Raw genomic sequence first — 17,270 nt, forward strand, 5'->3', positions numbered from 1 at the left:
CCCGAAAGAGGACCTCCCGCACGTATCCTGAAGGCCCTCAACGGAGCCCGACGATCAGGAAAGAGCGGCCGGCATGCGCGTCTACGTCCCCCTGACCCTCTCCGGTCTCGCCGAGGCGTACAAGACGGGTGAGCTGGGGACCGGCCCGCTCGTCGCCTACGCCGTCACGCCCGGACTGCGCGAGTGGTACCTCTCCGACGACATTGAGGAGCTCGAGTACGCCGCGCTGAGCCGGGCCGCGCTGGCCTCGCTGCGGCTGCTCGCGGCGGACCCGGACGCGGCGCGGCGGCGCGTCGTGGTCGCCGTCGACGTGCCCGACGGCGCGGCCGCCGCCGATCCGGACCGCGGGCTCGACCCGGCGGCGCTCGGCGAGGTGCGGGTGGCCGGGCCGGTGCGGCTGGCCAAGGCGGCGGCGGTGCACGTGGACGCGGACGACGCGGAGGCGGACGTGGCCGCCGCGGCGGGGGCGCTGGAGGCGGCGGACGGCGGCGATGACGACGCGCAGTTCGTCGTGGACGGTGCCGAGGATCACGAGCTGCTGTGGTACGCGACGCAGGAGATCCCGAATCTGGTGGGACTCAGTAACCGAGGTAACGGGCGTAGCCTCCTGTGACCTGCGGGTTTCTTCGCCGCTCCCTGATTGTCAGTGGCGGCGGGTACGTTTTTGGGCATGGGGATGCACTCAAGCGCGCACATCGTCTGGGACTGGAACGGGACGCTGTTCCACGACAATGACGCGATCATCGGGGCGACGAACGCGGCGTTCGTCGAGCTGGGGCTGGAGCCGATCACGCTGGAGCAGTACCGGGCGCTGTACTGCGTGCCGGTGCCGAAGTTCTACGAGCGGCTGCTGGGAAGGCTGCCGACCGAGGCCGAGTGGGAGATCATGGACGAGATCTTCCACCGGTACTACGCCGAGCACCGGGTGCGGTGCGGGCTGACCGAAGGGGCGGTGGAACTGCTGGCGGGGTGGCGGTCGGCGGGGCGCAGCCAGTCGCTGCTGAGCATGTATGTGCATGACGAACTGATTCCGCTGGTGCGGGGGTTCGGGATCGAGGCGCACTTCATACGGGTGGAGGGGCGGACCGGGCCGTCCGGTGGCAGCAAGGCCGAGCACATGGTGCGGCATCTCGAGGCGCTGGGCGGAGTGGGGATCGAGGCCACGCGCACGGTGGTGATCGGGGACGCGGCGGACGACGCGGTGGCGGCGGGGTACGTGGGGGCGCGGGCCGTGCTGTACACCGGGGGGTCGCACAGCCGGGCCAGTCTGGAGGCGGTGGGCGTGCCGGTGGTGGACACGCTGGCGGAGGCTGTGGCGGAGGCGGAGCGGTTGGCGGCGTGACGCTGCGCGGCTTCAGCGGGTTGGTGTGGGCCGGGTTTCTCGTGACCGGCGCCGGCGGGATTGGCGTGGTCCGGCGTCTCTCGGTGACCGGTGCGGGTGCCGGGGGCAGGCCGCGCGGCCCGGCGCCGGCGGGGTGCCGCTGCGCCCACTCCCAGGCACGATGGATTCCAGCCACTCGGCACCCTCGGCGACCCCCTGGCTGCCGGGGCAGCGGCCCCGCGCCGGCATTCCGAGGGCAGGAGGACCTACGCGCGGATACGCCCCCCAGCCCCATCCACGCCTGTGCAGAACGTCAAAGTTCCACCCCCGGTTTTGTACACATACGGCTCATGACGGGCCCCCGGTAAGGAGCGATAGCCTTGTGGCGTGATCAGCGCGATAGTTCGCGGGGGCACCGGTGCCCCCGCCTTGCGCCCGGGGAGCACGGACCACATCCGTGACCGGGCGGCGGTCGCTGGTCTTCGGGGGCGGGACGGGGACGCATGGGTCCCCGAGGCGCCGCGCACACCCCGGGTCACGGCGTCGCGGAGAGCAGCGTCACACCCGTCGGGCGCGCCGAGAATGGCTGATTACCCCCCGCTCATCTCACCTTGCGGCATAGCGTCGGACCGGACCGGACACCCCGGGCCGTGGCGTCGAGCCGGAAGGAAAGAGGCCGTACTTCCTTCTACGTCACGCAACGGCGCGCGACAGGAGCCAGAGGACAATGCAGACCAAGCTGGACGAAGCCAAGGCCGAGCTGCTGGAGAGGGCCGCCCGGGTAGCTGAGAACAGCCCGGTCGGGGGGCACCTACCGACCGGGACCGCGGGCGAGGGCACCCCGGGCACCCCTGACCAGGAATCCGTGCTCTCGTTCCTCCAGCGCTACTACCTGCACACCGCCCCCGAGGACCTCACCGACCGCGACCCGGTCGACGTCTTCGGAGCCGCGGTCTCGCACTACCGCCTGGCCGAGACCCGCCCGCAGGGCACGGCCAACGTGCGGGTCCACACCCCGACGGTGGAGGAGAACGGGTGGACCTGCAGCCACACCGTCGTCGAGGTCGTCACCGACGACATGCCCTTCCTGGTCGACTCGGTCACCAATGAGCTGACCCGGCAGGGGCGCGGCATCCACGTCGTCATCCACCCGCAGTTCGTCGTCCGGCGCGACCTCACCGGCAAGCTCCTCGAGGTGCTGCCCACCCAGCCCGCCGTCGGCGAGCTCCCGCACGACGCGCACGTCGAGTCCTGGATCCACGTCGAGATCGACCGCGAGACCGACCGCGCCGACCTGAAGCAGATCACCTCCGACCTGCTGCGCGTGCTGTCCGACGTCCGCGAGACCGTCGAGGACTGGGAGAAGATGCGCGACGCGGCCCTGCGCATCGCCGAGGGACTGCCGGGCGAGCCCGTCCCCGGCGATCTCGCCGCGCCCGAGGTCGAGGAGGCCCGCGAACTGCTGCGCTGGCTGGCCGCCGACCACTTCACCTTCCTCGGCTACCGCGAGTACCAGCTGCGCGAGGACGACTCCCTGGCCGCCGTGCCGGGCACCGGCCTGGGCATACTGCGCTCGGACCCGCACCACTCCGGCGACGAGCAGCATCCCGTCAGCCCCTCCTTCGAGCGGCTCCCGGCCGACGCCCGCGCCAAGGCCCGTGAGCACAAGCTGCTGGTGCTGACCAAGGCCAACAGCCGGGCCACCGTGCACCGGCCGTCGTACCTGGACTACATCGGCGTCAAGAAGTTCGACGCGGACGGCAACGTCGTCGGCGAGCGGCGCTTCCTCGGCCTGTTCTCCTCCGCCGCCTACACCGAGTCCGTCCGCCGGGTCCCGGTCATCCGGCGCAAGGTCGACGAGGTGCTGGAGCGCGCCGGGTTCTCGCCCAACAGCCACGACGGGCGCGACCTGCTGCAGATCCTGGAGACCTACCCGCGCGACGAGCTCTTCCAGACCCCGGTCGCCGAGCTCCAGTCCATCGTCACGAGCGTGCTGTACCTGCAGGAGCGCCGGCGGCTGCGGCTCTACCTGCGGCAGGACGAGTACGGCCGCTACTACTCCGCCCTGGTCTACCTGCCCCGCGACCGCTACACCACCGGCGTCCGGCTGCGGATCATCGACATCCTGAAGGAGGAGCTGGGCGGCACCAGCGTCGACTTCACGGCCTGGAACACCGAGTCGATCCTCTCCCGGCTGCACTTCGTGGTCCGCGTCCCGCAGGGCACCGAGCTGCCCGAGCTCAGCGACAGCGACAAGGAGCGCATCGAGGCCCGCCTCGTGGAGGCCGCCCGCTCCTGGGCCGACGCGTTCGCCGAGGCGCTGACCGCCGAGTGCGGCGAGGAGCACGCGGCCGAGGTGCTGCGCCGCTACAACAACGCCTTCCCCGAGGGCTACAAGGCGGACCACTCGCCGCGCGCCGCGGTCGCCGACCTCGTCCACCTGGAGCAGCTGAGCGAGGACAAGACCTTCTCGCTGAGCCTGTACGAGCCGGTGGGCGCCGGGCCCGAGGAGCGCCGCTTCAAGATCTACCAGAAGGGCGGCTCGGTCTCCCTCTCCCAGGTCCTGCCGGTGCTGAGCCGGCTCGGCGTCGAGGTCACCGACGAGCGGCCGTACGAACTGCGCTGCGCGGACCGGACGACCGCATGGATCTACGACTTCGGCCTGCGCGTGCCCAAGGTGAGCGGCGGCGGGGACTACCTCGGTGACGACGGCCGCGAGCGCTTCCAGGACGCCTTCGCCGCCGCCTGGACCGGCAGGGCGGAGAACGACGGCTTCAACGCCCTCGTGCTGAGCGCCGGGCTGACCTGGCGGCAGGCGATGGTGCTGCGCGCGTACGCCAAGTACCTGCGGCAGGCCGGCTCCACCTTCAGCCAGGACTACATGGAGGACACCCTCCGCAACAACGTCCACACCACCCGGCTGCTCGTCTCCCTCTTCGAGGCGCGGATGTCGCCGGACCGGCAGCGCGCCGGGCTGGAGATCGTCGACGCCCTGCTCGAGGAGCTCGACGCGGCCCTGGACCAGGTGGCGAGCCTCGACGAGGACCGCATCCTGCGCTCCTTCCTCACCGTCATCAAGGCGACGCTGCGCACCAACTTCTTCCAGGAGACCGTCGGCGGCAAGCCGCACGAGTACGTCTCCATGAAGTTCGACCCGCAGGCCATCCCGGACCTGCCGGCGCCGCGCCCGGCGTACGAGATCTGGGTGTACTCGCCGCGTGTGGAGGGCGTGCACCTGCGCTTCGGCAAGGTCGCGCGAGGGGGCTTGCGCTGGTCGGACCGCCGCGAGGACTTCCGTACGGAGATCCTCGGCCTGGTCAAGGCGCAGATGGTGAAGAACACCGTCATCGTGCCGGTCGGCGCCAAGGGCGGCTTCGTCGCCAAGCAGCTGCCGGACCCGAGCGTGGACCGGGACGCCTGGATGGCCGAGGGCATCGCCTGCTACAAGACCTTCATCTCGGCGCTGCTCGACATCACCGACAACATGGTGGCCGGCGAGGTGGTGCCGCCGCAGGACGTCGTCCGGCACGACGGGGACGACACCTACCTGGTGGTCGCGGCCGACAAGGGCACGGCGACGTTCTCGGACATCGCCAACGAGGTCGCCCAGTCGTACAACTTCTGGCTCGGCGACGCCTTCGCCTCCGGCGGCAGCGCGGGCTACGACCACAAGGGCATGGGCATCACCGCCCGCGGCGCCTGGGAGTCCGTCAAGCGGCACTTCCGGGAGCTCGGCGTGAACACGCAGGCCGAGGACTTCACGGTCGTCGGCATCGGTGACATGTCCGGTGACGTGTTCGGCAACGGCATGCTGCTGAGCGAGCACATCCGCCTGGTCGCCGCCTTCGACCACCGGCACATCTTCATCGACCCGAACCCGGACGCGGCCGTCTCCTACGCCGAGCGCCGCCGCCTGTTCGAGCTGCCCCGCAGCTCCTGGGCCGACTACAACACCGAGCTGCTGTCCGCGGGCGGCGGCGTCTTCCCGCGTACCGCCAAGGCCATCCCGGTCAGCGCCCACATCCGCGAGGCCCTCGGCATCGAGGGGCGCGTCACCAAGATGACCCCGGCCGACCTGATGAAGGCGATCCTGCAGGCCCCGGTGGACCTGCTGTGGAACGGCGGCATCGGTACGTACGTGAAGGCGTCCACCGAGTCCAACGCGGACGTCGGCGACAAGGCGAACGACGCCATCCGTGTCGACGGCAAGGACCTGCGCGTCAAGGTCGTCGGCGAGGGCGGCAACCTGGGCCTGACCCAGCTGGGCCGTATCGAGTTCGCGCTGCACGGCGGCCGGATCAACACCGACGCGATCGACAACAGCGCCGGCGTGGACACCTCCGACCACGAGGTGAACATCAAGATCCTGCTCAACGGCCTGGTCGCGGACGGCGACATGACCGTCAAGCAGCGCAACAAGCTGCTCGCCGAGATGACCGACGAGGTCGGCCACCTGGTCCTGCGCAACAACTACGCGCAGAACACGGCGATCGCCAACGCGCTGGCCCAGTCCAAGGACATGCTCCACGCCCAGCAGCGCTTCATCCGCCACCTGGTGCGTGAAGGCCACCTCGACCGGGCGCTGGAGTTCCTGCCCACCGACCGCCAGATCCGCGAGCGCCTCTCCCAGGGGCAGGGTCTGACCGGCCCGGAGACGGCCGTCCTGCTGGCCTACACGAAGATCACGGTCGCCGAGGAGCTGCTGCACACGTCGCTGCCGAACGACCCTTACCTGCACCGCCTGCTGCACGCGTACTTCCCGACCGCGCTGCGCGAGCAGTTCGCCGACCGGATCGACGGCCACCCGCTGCGCCGTGAGATCACCACGACCGTGCTGGTCAACGACACGGTCAACACGGGCGGTACGACGTATCTGCACCGCCTGCGCGAGGAGACCGGGGCCTCCCTGGAGGAGATCGTCCGGGCGCAGACCGTGGCCCGTACGATCTTCTCCTCGGCGCCGGTGTGGGACGCGGTCGAGGCGCTCGACAACAAGGTCGAGGCGGCCGTCCAGACCCGTATCCGGCTGCACTCCCGCCGTCTGGTGGAGCGCGGCACGCGCTGGCTGCTCAACAACCGGCCGCAGCCGTTGCAGCTCGCCGAGACCGTCGACTTCTTCGCCGAGCGGGTCGAGCAGGTCTGGCAGCAGCTGCCCAAGCTGCTGCGCGGCGCGGACCTGGAGTGGTACCAGCACGTGTACGACGAGCTGGCCGGGGCCGGTGTCCCGGACGAGCTGGCGACGCGAGTGGCCGGGTTCTCCTCGGCCTTCCCGACGCTCGACATCGTCTCGGTGGCCGACCGCATGAGCAGGGAGCCGCTGGACGTCGCCGAGGTGTACTACGACCTCGCCGACCGGCTGCACATCACCCAGCTCATGGACCGCATCATCGAGCTGCCCCGCGCCGACCGCTGGCAGTCCATGGCCCGCGCCTCCATCCGCGAGGACCTGTACGCGGCGCACGCGGCCCTCACCGCGGACGTCCTCGCCGTCGGCAACGGCACCTCGACGCCCGAGCAGCGCTTCAAGGCCTGGGAGGAGAAGAACGCCGCGATCCTGAGCCGGGCGCGTACCACCCTGGAGGAGATCCGGAGCTCGGAGACCTTCGACCTCGCCAACCTGTCGGTGGCGATGCGGACGATGCGCACGCTGCTGCGGACGCATTCGTAGGGCGTACGGCGATGACGGCGCCCCGGGCCTCACGGCTCGGGGCGCCATGCGCTTGCCCTCCCCCACGCCCTTCCCAATGATCTTTTCAAAAGGCGCATTTCGGATAAAGTCCGCCGTGTGAGTTCCAGCCGGATGCGCGCCGCACTGCCTGGCGGAGTCCTTCCGCGGGCCGCGGTCGCGCTCGTCCTGGTCCTGATGCTGCTCGTGATCGTCCGCCTCCCATGGGTGGGCGATCTCGGCATGCACGCGGCGACGATCGAACGCCTGCGGCACAACCTGCTGCACCCCGGTAATCCGCTGGTCGACGCGGACACGCCGAGCCCGTACTACTCGCCGTGGATGCTGCTGCTCGGCTGCCTGGCCCGGGTCAGCGGGCTGTCGGTGTTCGTCGTGCTGCGGATCGCCGCGGTCGTGGGGCTGGGGCTGCTCGTCAGCGGGGTGTGGCGGTACGTGCGGACGCTCAGCGCGGCCCGGACGGCGCCGCCGGTGGCGCTGCTGTGCCTGCTGTTGCTGTGGGGGCCGAGTCTGTTCGAGTGGAGCGGGTTTCTCGGACTCAACTCCCTGGCGTTGACGGTGTCGTATCCGAGTGTCTTCGCGCTCGGGCTCTCCTTTCACTTCTGGGCCTGGCTGGCGAGGGCACTGCGCGGTGAGGGCGGGGCCGGCCAGGGGTGGGGGGTGTGGCCGGGGCTCGGAGCGCTGTGGGCGGTGATCCTGCTGTGTCACCAGTTCACGGGGGTCGTGGCGACGCTGGGGGCGCTGGCCACGGTGGTCGCGGCGCGGCCCGGGAGGAGGCTGCTGCTGCGGTCGGGAGCGGCGGCGGCGGCCGGAGTGGCGGTGTTGTGGGGGTGGCCGTACTACGACTTCTTCGCGCTCCTCCCGGCCGGTGCGGATCTCGAGGCGATCCACCGGCCGCTGTACCAGCATCTGCTCGGGCGGTTCGGGCTGGTGCTGCTCGGGGTGGTCGCGCTGGGGGTGCGGTGGCGGCGTGACCGGTGGGATCCGCTGGTGGTCTTCTTCTTGCTGGGGGCGGTCGTGTTCGCCGCGGGCGGGGTGAGCGGTCACTACTCGTGGGGGCGGGTGCTGCCGGCCGCGTTGATTCCGGCGCAGCTCGCGGCCGGGCTGGAGGCGGTGTCGGGCGGCGGGCGGCGGGGGGTTGTGCGGGCGGGGTGGGCGAGTGCGCTGGGCGCCGCGCTGGTCCTGGGGGCGTGGACGCAGGCGGGGACGGTGGGGTACGTCGTGGGGCGGAGTGCCTTGCCGGGGGTGGTCGCGGCGAAGTACCGGGCGCCGTGGGCCGGGTATCAGTGGATCACGCCGTGGGTGAAGTACGGGGAGGTGGTCATGGCGCGGACGGCTCCGGCGCGGCAGATCCCGGCGTACGGGGCGTACACCGTGGCCCCCGGGTATCCCGATGTGTTCCTGGCGGATGCGGGGCGGCGGGACGCGGCGGTTCGGCGGTACTTCGCGGCGGGGACGGCGGGGGGTGTGCGGCGGGGGATCGTGCGGGAGTACGGGGTGCGGTGGGTGGTGGACCGCGGGACCGGGGTCCGGGATGCCGGGTTGCGGGCGGTGGCTCGGGGGCCGGGCGGACAGGTGCTGTACCGGGTCGTGCGCTGAGTTCTCCGGCCCCTGAGAGTTCCCCGGCCTCTGGGATCTGCCCTCCGTACTGAGCAGCACGCGTCACTTCAACGCGCTGGCCACCAATCGTGCCGCGCGTCGCACCCTCGGCCGGGCCACCCGGCGGGCCACCGGGCGGATCAGGTGGGCGGTGACGCCCTGCGGCTCCCAGCGCACCTGCAGACGGCCCGGGTTGCGGCCCTCCGGCCCGACCGTCACCCGGTGGTGGGCGACGCGGGTGGTCAGGGCGGGGAAGGCCGGCGGGGCCAGGAGGATGCCCGTGTGCGCGAGGCCCTGCTGTCCGATGCGGAGCACCGGGTGGCGGATGCCGTCGAAGCCGTGGAGGGGGAGCGGCGCGGCGGTGAGGTCCAGGTGGACGTGGCCCTCGAAGACGCCGGGGCGGACGGGGTCCAGGCGGAAGGGGAGGGTGAGGCGGCGCCGGCCGGGGGTGAGGAGGAGGGCGGCACGCTGCGGGCCGACGGGGAGGCGCAGGCCGGGGTCGTAGGTGCGGATCGTCAGGTCCAGGGAGGCGCCGGGGCCGGGGGTGAGTTCCGTGATCTCGTGGCGGAACAGGGCGCTGGGGAAGGGGCGCGCGTCCAGTTCGAGGTCAGTGACGTCCAGTTCGCGGCGGGCCCAGACCGTCTCGGGGACGCGGTCGCCCCAGTACGTGCCCCCGCCCTCGGGATCCGCCGTCACCTGGCGCGGTGCGACGCCGTGGCCCAGGCCGCGTGCCGCCTGGCGGGCCTCGGGCAGGCGGCCGTCGCGGACGAGCTGGAGGACGACGCGTTCCGGGCGGGGGAGGCGGGCGTACGCGCCGGGTGCGAGCGTGTCGAGGTACGGGGTGACGGTCTCCGCGAAGGACGCCAGCCACTCCTCGTCGCGGTAGGGCAGGTCCCCGGCGTACATGCGGAAGTCGTGCTTGAGGAACTTGTAGTCCTTGTCCTCCCGCAGCGACTCGTGCCCGCTCTCCGCCAGGAACTCGTCGATCAGGCGCTGCACGTGTATGCGGTCGCGGACGTTGCTGAGCTTGTGGCGCTGGTTGGAGATCGAGGCCGAGCCGGCGGCCGCGTACGGCTCTATGTACCAGTGGTAGACCGGCTCCGGGATGATCGTGAACGCCTTCGCCAGGCAGTACGCCTGGGCCGAGAACAGCTGGTCCTCGTAGTGGATGCCCTCGGGGAAACGCAGGTCGTGGCGGTCGAGGAAGGACCGGGCGTACATCTTGCTGGTCGACAGGTGCTCGAACAGCAGGCGGGGGTCCGCCGCTATGCCCTCCACCGTGCGGCGCTCGGCCACCAGGTGCGGCATCCAGGTGGAGCGGCGGCCGTTGTCCACCCGTATGCGCCGCACCGCGCCCATCGTGAAGTCGACCTCGCGCTCGCGGTGCGCGGACAGGAGCAACGCGACGGCGTTCGCGGGCAGCTCGTCGTCGCTGTCCAGGAACATCACGTACGGTGCCCGGGCGATCTCCAGGGCGCGGTTGCGCGGGGCGCTGCACCCACCGCTGTTCTCCGGCAGGCGGAGGCAGCGGATGCGGGGGTCCTCGGCGGCCAGCCGCCGTGCCACGGCCGGGGTGTCGTCCGTGGAGTGGTCGTCGCTGATGATGATCTCGATGCCGGCGTGGGTCTGCCGGCGGACCGAGGCGACCGCCCGGGGCAGGCGGGCCGCGTCGTTGTGGACGATCACGGTGACGGTGACGTCGGGGGTCATGCGTCGGCCTCCTCGGGGTTCGGCGCCGGTGTGCGCTCCTCGACGGGGATCACCGGCGGCAGTGACTCCTCGCTCTCACCGAGGAAGACCCGCCGTACGACCCGCTCGGCGGCGCGCCCGTCGTCGTACTCGCAGAAACGGCGCCGGAAGACGGCCCGCGCCTTCACCGCGCCCTCGTCCCGCCAGGCGCCCGTGGTGAGGACCTCCGCCAGTTCCTCCTGGGTGCGGGCCACCTGACCCGGTGGTTCGGCCATCAGGTCGAAGTAGACGCCGCGGGTCGTCGCGTAGGTCTCCCAGTCGTCGGCGTAGATCACGATCGGGCGGTCGAGGTTGGCGTAGTCGAACATGATGGACGAGTAGTCCGTGACCAGGGCGTCCGCCGCCAGACACAGGTCCTCGACCGGGGCGTACGACGAGACGTCGACGACCCTTCCGGTGCGGCGCAGGCCGGCCAGGGGGGAGGCCGCGCCGCCGTAGAAGTAGTGGCCGCGCACCAGCAGGACGGTGTCCTCGCCGAGCCGGTCGGCCAGGGTGGCGAGGTCGAGGCGAGGGGTCCAGCCGGCCTCGTAGTCGCGGTGGGTGGGGGCGTACAGGACGGCCCTGCGGCCGGGGGCGATGCCCAGACGGTCGCGGATGGCGCGTACCCCCTGGGCGTCGCACGAGTAGAACACGTCGTTGCGCGGATAGCCGTAGTCGAGCGAGGTGTAGCGGGAGGGGTAGGCGCGCTCCCACATGCGGGTGGAGTGGCTGTTGGCGGAGACGCTGTAGTCCCACTTGTCGATGCGGGCCAGCAGGGCGGCGAAATCCATGCCCTTGGCGGCGGCCGGGCGGTCCATCTGGTCCAGGCCCATGCGCTTGAGCGGGGTGCCGTGGTGGGTCTGGAGGTGGATCGCGTCGGGGCGTTTGACCACCGCGTTGGGGAAGTTGACGTTGTTGGTGAGGTACTTGGCCGTCGCCAGCACCTCCCAGTAGCGGCGGGTGCCGGGGACGACGTGGTCGGTGCCGGGCGGCAGGAGCGGAGCGTTGTCCCTGGTCACCACCCACACCGGGTGGATGTGCGGGGCGAGTTCGGCGAGTTTGGCGGCGATCGCGGCCGGGTTGCAGGCGACCCCGCGGTCCCAGTAGGCGGCGAAGACCGCCAGGTTGGGGTCGACCGGGCGGCCGAGGGCGTGGCGGTACTGCTGCGCGCGCAGCCTGGCACCGAGCCGTCGGCGGCGGGTCCGCAGCGTCGACTTCGCCGCGCGGCGGGTGCGGTTGGCGGCCTGGAAGGCGCGGTAGCGGGTGTACGCGCCCTCTTCGAGGAGGCCGCGGCGGATGCCCTCCAGGCCGGCCGGGCGGCGGTGGTCCACCGGGCGCCAGCGGACCGCCGCCAGCGAGGCCCGGCGGAAGAACTCCCGGGCCACCGGCTCCGGCAGGTCCTCGCGGGCGAAGGTGCGCAGCAGGTCGCGGACCATGAGGTCGTAGAGGACCGCGCGCGGTGCGGGGCGGTCCTTGGCCAGGGGCAGGAGCGTCTCGTAGCGGTCGACGAGGGAGTAGCGGTCCTCGGGTGCGATCGGCGGGAGGCTCTCGGGGCGCAGCCGGCGGTCCTCGTACGCGACCTGGTTCAGGCAGGCGATCCGGTCGGCGTGCAGCAGCGCCGCGTACGCCGCGCGGGGCTCGTCGTCGGTGGCGAACCGCTCCTGACGCGTCCGCCAGAAGTCCGCGCGCAGGGCGCGGTTGCCGAGCAGCGGGGTCAGGCGCAGCAGGTGGGGGGCGTCGTCCAGGGTGAGGACGGGGCGGCCGGCGCGGGCCAGGAGGCGGCCGTCGCGGGAGGGGGTGCCGGAGGTCTCCCAGGTGCTGGTGACGTGGTCGAAGAGGAGGACGTCGACCTCGTCCGGCAGTTCGGCGGCGCGTTCGGCGACCACGCGGGGGGCGCCGGCGGGCAGGCCGTCCTTGGCGTGGACGAAGTGCAGCCAGCGCCCGGACGCCCGCGCGGCACCCGCGGCCCGGGCCGCCGCGTCGCCGGTTCCGGCCGGCAGGGGCAGCACCACCGTCTCCGGGGCGTGCCCCTCGGCGGTCTCCCGGGCCCAGTCGCCGACCGCGGCCACGATCACCTCGGCATCGGGGAGGGGATGGGCGTCCAGGGAGTCGAGGAGTTCGGTCAGGTTTCCCTGGGTGTTCGGCCCGTAGACGATGACACTGAGCTCGGGCATCGCGGGGGACTCCTTCGCCTGTCGTCGCCGGGTCGCACCTTTCAGGTCATAGTGCCACCGATGGGATGAACGGCGCGGGCCCGGTTGCGCCGGTCGGGTGGGGTCCCGGCTCAGGAGGGAAGAGCGGCCTTCGTCGCCTTTGGTTCCGTTTGCATCTTCTTCTGGGGTTTCGGCGTGGCCTTGGGTCCCTTGTCGCCGGTGAACGCCTCGTACTCCTTCAGGACGTCCTCCGTCGGCCCGTCCATGCGCAGTTCACCGCGCTCCAGCCACAGCACCCGGTCGCACGTGTCGCGGATCGACTTGTTGTTGTGGCTGACCAGGAACACCGTGCCCGCGTGCTTGCGCAGCTCGCGGATCCGCTGCTCGGAGCGCTTCTGGAAGGAGCGGTCACCGGTCGCCAGCGCCTCGTCGATCAGCAGGACGTCGTGGTCCTTCGCGGCGGCGATGGAGAAGCGCAGGCGGGCCGCCATGCCGGAGGAGTAGGTGCGCATCGGCAGGGTGATGAAGTCGCCCTTCTCGTTGATGCCGGAGAAGTCGACGATGTCCTCGTAGCGCTCCTTGATCTGCTCGCGGGTCATGCCCATGGCGAGGCCGCCGAGGTAGACGTTGCGCTCGCCGGTCAGGTCGCTCATCAGGGCCGCGTTGACGCCGAGCAGGGAGGGCTGGCCGTCGGTGCAGATCTGGCCGCTCTCCACCGGGAGCAGGCCGGCGACCGCCTTCAGCAGCGTCGACTTGCCGGAGCCGTTGGTGCCGATCAGTCCGATCGCCTCGCCCCTGTACGCGACGAACGAGACCTTCTTGACCGCGTGCACCTTGCGCACGCCCGCCGCCTTCTCGGCCTGCTTGCGGCGCAGCATGCGGTTGAGGGCGGCGGTGGCGGTGCCGCGTCCGGCGCCGGTGCCGTTGACCCGGTAGACGATGTCGACGTTGTCGGCGATGACGGTGGGGATGGTGTTCTGGTACACGGTGTCAGCCACGGCCGTACGTCTCCTCAGCCTTCCAGAAGTAGATGAAGCCGCCGACCCCGGCGAGCAGGGCCCAGCCCGTGGCCGCCACCCACACGTGCGGGGGCAGTTGGTGGGCGTGGAAGCTGTCGATCAGCGCGAAGCGCATCAGGTCGATGTAGACCGCGGCCGGGTTGGTCTCCAGCAGGACCGTCACGAGGTGCGGCAGGTGGTCCTTCGCGGTGAGCTTGTCGATGCTCCACATCACGCCGGAGACGTACATCCAGGTGCGCAGCACGAACGGCATCAGCTGCGCGATGTCCGGGGTCTTCGCCCCCATCCGGGCCATGATCATCGACATGCCCGCGTTGAACGTGAACTGCAGGCCCAGCGCCGGGAGCGCCAGCAGCCAGGAGGCGGCGACCGGGACACCGAAGCACAGCAGGATCACGAGCAGCGCGGCCATCGAGAACAGCAGCTGCTGGAGCTGCTGCAGGCAGAAGGAGATCGGCAGGGCGGCCCGCGGGAAGTGCAGCGCCCGTACGAGGCCGAGGTTGCCGGAGATCGCCCGGGTGCCCGACATGATCGAGCTCTGCGTGAACGTCCAGATGAACACGCCCGTGACCAGGAACGGGATGTAGTCCGGGACGCCGTGCTTGGTGCCCAGCAGTACGCCGAAGATGAAGTAGTAGACCGCCGCGTTGAGCAGCGGGTTCATGATCTGCCAGACCTGGCCCAGCTTCGCCTGGCTGTACTGGGCGGTGAGCTTGGCGGTGGCGAAGGCGCTGATGAAGTGGCGCCGCGCCCACAGTTGGCGGACGTACTCGGGCAGGGAGGGGCGGGCGCCGCTGACCGCGAGGCCGTGCCGGGCGGCCAGGGCCGCGAGGTCGTCGTCGGCCGGGGCCGGGGTCGTAGGCGGTGTGTGGAGAACCTGGCTCACATCCGCTGCTTTCGCTCGGGGGAGGGGGCTGTGTGCGTCCGGGGCTGCCGCCGGGCCGCGTCACCCGGCGTTTCCTTGCGCTTCTCTTCACGTTTTCTTACGTCGGAACGGGACCGTATCGTCGCAACGGGAGCGTAGGCCCAATCGTCGTCGGAACGCAACCGTTTCGTCGCGACGCCCTATGCTGGACCGCATGACGACGAACGCCGAGGAGCCCCAGACGCGTCCGCGCCGACGGACCCCCGCCGGGGCGGCCGTGCTCCGGGAGGACGTGACCGAGGCCATCCGGGCGGCCGTCTTCGAGGAACTCGCGGCCAGCGGGTACGCGCGCATGTCCATCGAGGGCATCGCGCGCCGCGCGGGCGTCGGCAAGACCGCCGTCTACCGCCGCTGGCGCTCCAAACTGCACCTCGTCCTCGACGTCGTCTCGGCGCTCGCGGTGATGGGCCTGCCCGTCCCGGACACCGGCTCCCTGGAGGGCGACCTGCGGCTGCTGTACGAGGTGACCTCCCGCGCGCTGCGCCACCCCGTCGCCTCGCAGGTCATCCCCGACCTCCAGGCCGAGGCGGCCCGCAACCCCGAGATCGCAGAGGCCATGCAGAAAGCCCTGCGGGACGGGCAGGAGGGCGTCGCCAGCAAGATCATCGCGGCGGCCGGGCAACGCGGTGAGCTCCGCACGGGCATCGACGGGGAACTGGCCCTCGACCTCATCTCCGGCCCCCTGTACTGGCGCTCGGTGGTGATCCGCAGCCCGAAGCTGCCCAAGGGCTACCTGGCGTCCCTGGCGAAGGCGACGACGGCGGCGCTGAAGGCGCTCTGAGGGCGAGACGCGGGCCGGGTCCCACGCCCCCGCGGACGGCCGCGAGCCGGACAGGCCCTACTGGCCCGCCAGCCTCCGGGCCAGCCCCGCCAAGTCCGCCGACTGCAGCACCCGGCCCCCGAACCCCGGCAACGGCACATGCAGCGCCTCGGTCCAGCGCGGCGGCACGGCGTCGATGCCGTACACGGCCCCGGCCAGACCCCCGGTGACGGCCGCCACCGTGTCCGTGTCGCCGCCCAGGTCGACGGCCGCGCGTACCGCTTCCGGTCCGCAGCGCCCAGACGGCGGAGCCCGGGCAGGGCCAGACAGCGCCGTTGAACTCCGTGGCGAGGTCGGGGTGCCAGTCGGGGGTGAGGACGGTGGCGTAGCGGTCTCGGTGATGGGGGTGGACGGCCCGCAGCGCGCCCGGTAGGGCGGTGAGCGGATCGGCGCCGTCCAGGGCGACTCGTACCAACTCGTGGAAGACGGCCGTTCCCTCCCAGGCCGCCCGGTCCCCGTGGGTGAGTGCGGAGAGGCGGCGGGCGGCGTCCATGGTGCCCTCCCGTCCGAGGCCCGCGAAGTGGACGGCGGAAGGGGCCGCGCGCATCAACGCCCCGTTCCCGGCGGCGCGTTGGCTGCGCTGGAAGTGCAGCGCCGCCGCCAGGTCCCAGGGGTCGGCGCTGCTCAGTACCGCCTCCGTCTGCAGGCCGATGTCCTTCGGGTCGGCTGCGGCCCACCGCTGGAACCGCCGGAAGACGTCCGGCAGGTCCAGTCCGCCGCGCTCCAGCAGCGACTCGGCGACCAGGACGGCCAGCTGTGTGTCGTCGGTCGCCTCGCCGGGGTCCCAGCCGCCGCCCCCGCACATCTCGCCGCCCTGCCCGGGCCGCGGGAAGCGCGCGGAGAAGGCGCCCTCCGGACCGAACTCGAAGGGTGCGCCCAGGGCATCGCCGACGGCGGCGCCCACGACAGCCCCGACGGCGCGCTTCGGCTCGCTCGACGCGGAGGGGATCGGGTGGATCGGTCACCCGGGCAGCGTAAGGGGATCGTCCCGGCAGCCGCCGGTCAGGAGCGGGCCGCCTCCGGGTGCAGGCGCACCCAGCCCTCCCAGGCCGACGTGATCATGTCCTGGACGTCGTGCTTGGCCTTCCAGCCGAGTTCGGTGGCGATGCGGTCGGCGGAGGCGACGACGCGGGCCGGGTCGCCGGGGCGGCGGGGGGTGACCGTCGGGGGGCGGTTGTAGCCGGTGATCGCGTTGATGCGGTCGATCATCTCGCGGACCGACACGCCCTCGCCGCGGCCGATGTTGAAGGTGAAGTCGGCGCCGGGGGAGGACTGCAGGGCGCGGGCGGTGGCCACGTGGGCCTCGGCCAGGTCCACCACGTGGATGTAGTCCCGGACGCAGGTGCCGTCCGGGGTCGGGTAGTCGTCGCCGAAGATGCGCGGCGGGGCGTTCTCCGTGAGCTTCTCGAAGACCATGGGGATGAGGTTGAAGACGCCCGCGTCCGCCAGCTCCGGGGTGGCCGCGCCGGCCACGTTGAAGTAGCGCAGCGACGCCGTCGACAGCCTCGTGGCCCGGCCCGTCGCCCGCACCAGCCACTCACCGGCCAGCTTCGTCTCGCCGTACGGGGACATCGGCGCGCACGGCGTCTCCTCCGTCACCAGGTCCCCGTGACGCGCGGCGTCCGGCATGCCGTACACGGCCGCCGAGGACGAGAACACGAAGGACGGGACCCCGGCCGCCGTCACCGCCTCCAGCAGGACGCGCAGGCCCTCCACGTTCTCCCGGTAGTAGAGCAGCGGGCGCTCCACCGACTCGCCCACCTGCTTCCTCGCCGCCAGGTGCACGACGCCGGTGACGGAGTGCTCGGCCAGTGTGCGTGCCAGCCGGACGCCGTCCAGCGTGGAGCCCACCACCAGCGGGACCCCCTCCGGCACGCGGTCGGCGATGCCGGTCGACAGGTCGTCGTACACCACGGCCGGTTCGCCCGCCTCGGTCATCGCCCGCACGACGTGCGCGCCGATGTAGCCGGCGCCGCCGGTGATCAACCAGGTCATGTACGGCCGTCCCCTCGTCCCGTGGCG

10 protein-coding genes and 1 pseudogene are annotated in these 17,270 nt (G+C 71.9%); 5 read left to right on the top strand and 6 right to left on the bottom strand.

Features of this window, described 5'->3' with window-relative positions; all coding sequences use genetic code 11:
- Positions 1-73 precede the first annotated feature (73 nt).
- The 4 genes from ACIBBH_RS17985 to ACIBBH_RS18000 all read left to right on the top strand — a co-directional run bounded on the left by ACIBBH_RS17985 (position 74) and on the right by ACIBBH_RS18000 (position 8,603).
- Entirely contained in the window at positions 74-613 is a 540-nt protein-coding gene (locus ACIBBH_RS17985; protein WP_399405593.1) for a DUF6912 family protein, read from the top strand.
- Between the two features lie 57 nt (positions 614-670).
- Positions 671-1,342 carry an HAD family hydrolase gene (locus ACIBBH_RS17990; protein WP_399405595.1) on the top strand — a complete coding sequence of 224 codons (672 nt, stop codon included), beginning with the start codon at positions 671-673 and terminating at the stop codon, positions 1,340-1,342.
- A 706-nt stretch (positions 1,343-2,048) separates the two neighbouring features.
- Positions 2,049-6,989 (top strand): NAD-glutamate dehydrogenase, encoded by a 4,941-nt coding sequence (locus ACIBBH_RS17995; protein ID WP_399405597.1) that lies wholly within the window; start codon positions 2,049-2,051, stop codon positions 6,987-6,989.
- Between the two features lie 132 nt (positions 6,990-7,121).
- Positions 7,122-8,603, top strand: a complete 1,482-nt coding sequence (locus tag ACIBBH_RS18000; RefSeq protein WP_399405943.1) for a hypothetical protein — start codon at positions 7,122-7,124, stop codon at positions 8,601-8,603.
- A gap of 63 nt (positions 8,604-8,666) precedes the next feature.
- On the opposite strand, the gene ACIBBH_RS18005 is transcribed toward ACIBBH_RS18000, so the two are convergent.
- From ACIBBH_RS18005 to ACIBBH_RS18020, 4 genes are all read right to left on the bottom strand, one after another.
- Positions 8,667-10,313, bottom strand: a complete 1,647-nt coding sequence (locus ACIBBH_RS18005; RefSeq protein WP_399405599.1) for a glycosyltransferase family 2 protein — start codon at positions 10,311-10,313, stop codon at positions 8,667-8,669.
- Positions 10,310-12,505, bottom strand: a complete 2,196-nt coding sequence (locus ACIBBH_RS18010) for a CDP-glycerol glycerophosphotransferase family protein (RefSeq protein ID WP_399405601.1) — start codon at positions 12,503-12,505, stop codon at positions 10,310-10,312. Before ACIBBH_RS18010 ends, ACIBBH_RS18005 begins: the two co-directional genes overlap by 4 nt.
- A 110-nt stretch (positions 12,506-12,615) precedes the next feature.
- Entirely contained in the window at positions 12,616-13,482 is an 867-nt protein-coding gene (locus tag ACIBBH_RS18015) for an ABC transporter ATP-binding protein (RefSeq protein ID WP_399405602.1), read from the bottom strand.
- Entirely contained in the window at positions 13,475-14,389 is a 915-nt protein-coding gene (locus tag ACIBBH_RS18020) for an ABC transporter permease (RefSeq protein ID WP_399405604.1), read from the bottom strand. Before ACIBBH_RS18020 ends, ACIBBH_RS18015 begins: the two co-directional genes overlap by 8 nt.
- A gap of 193 nt (positions 14,390-14,582) precedes the next feature.
- On the opposite strand from ACIBBH_RS18020, the gene ACIBBH_RS18025 reads away from it, so the two are divergent.
- Positions 14,583-15,209 (top strand): TetR/AcrR family transcriptional regulator, encoded by a 627-nt coding sequence (locus tag ACIBBH_RS18025; RefSeq protein WP_399405606.1) that lies wholly within the window; start codon positions 14,583-14,585, stop codon positions 15,207-15,209.
- 57 nt (positions 15,210-15,266) lie between these two features.
- On the opposite strand, the pseudogene ACIBBH_RS18030 reads toward ACIBBH_RS18025, so the two are convergent.
- Both ACIBBH_RS18030 and galE read right to left on the bottom strand, forming a co-directional pair.
- Positions 15,267-16,197: pseudogene (locus tag ACIBBH_RS18030) on the bottom strand (ADP-ribosylglycohydrolase family protein).
- 53 nt (positions 16,198-16,250) lie between these two features.
- Positions 16,251-17,243: a UDP-glucose 4-epimerase GalE gene (gene galE, locus ACIBBH_RS18035; RefSeq protein ID WP_399405608.1), complete on the bottom strand. Its 993-nt coding sequence runs from the start codon at positions 17,241-17,243 to the stop codon at positions 16,251-16,253.
- Between the last annotated feature and the right edge of the window lie 27 nt (positions 17,244-17,270).

The organism is Streptomyces sp. NPDC051636, assembly GCF_044453765.1.
In the GTDB taxonomy this organism is placed as follows: domain Bacteria; phylum Actinomycetota; class Actinomycetes; order Streptomycetales; family Streptomycetaceae; genus Streptomyces.

Bases quoted from the DNA above. Each gene is read 5' to 3' on its own strand.
- ACIBBH_RS17990 (WP_399405595.1), top strand. From the start codon at position 671: ATGGGGATGCACTCAAGCGCGCACATCGTCTGGGACTGGAACGGGACG.
- ACIBBH_RS18025 (WP_399405606.1), top strand. From the start codon at position 14,583: ATGACGACGAACGCCGAGGAGCCCCAGACGCGTCCGCGCCGACGGACC.
- ACIBBH_RS17985 (WP_399405593.1), top strand. From the start codon at position 74: ATGCGCGTCTACGTCCCCCTGACCCTCTCCGGTCTCGCCGAGGCGTAC.
- ACIBBH_RS18010 (WP_399405601.1), bottom strand. From the start codon at position 12,505: ATGCCCGAGCTCAGTGTCATCGTCTACGGGCCGAACACCCAGGGAAAC.
- ACIBBH_RS18000 (WP_399405943.1), top strand. From the start codon at position 7,122: ATGCGCGCCGCACTGCCTGGCGGAGTCCTTCCGCGGGCCGCGGTCGCG.
- galE (WP_399405608.1), bottom strand. From the start codon at position 17,243: ATGACCTGGTTGATCACCGGCGGCGCCGGCTACATCGGCGCGCACGTC.
- ACIBBH_RS18005 (WP_399405599.1), bottom strand. From the start codon at position 10,313: ATGACCCCCGACGTCACCGTCACCGTGATCGTCCACAACGACGCGGCC.
- ACIBBH_RS17995 (WP_399405597.1), top strand. From the start codon at position 2,049: ATGCAGACCAAGCTGGACGAAGCCAAGGCCGAGCTGCTGGAGAGGGCC.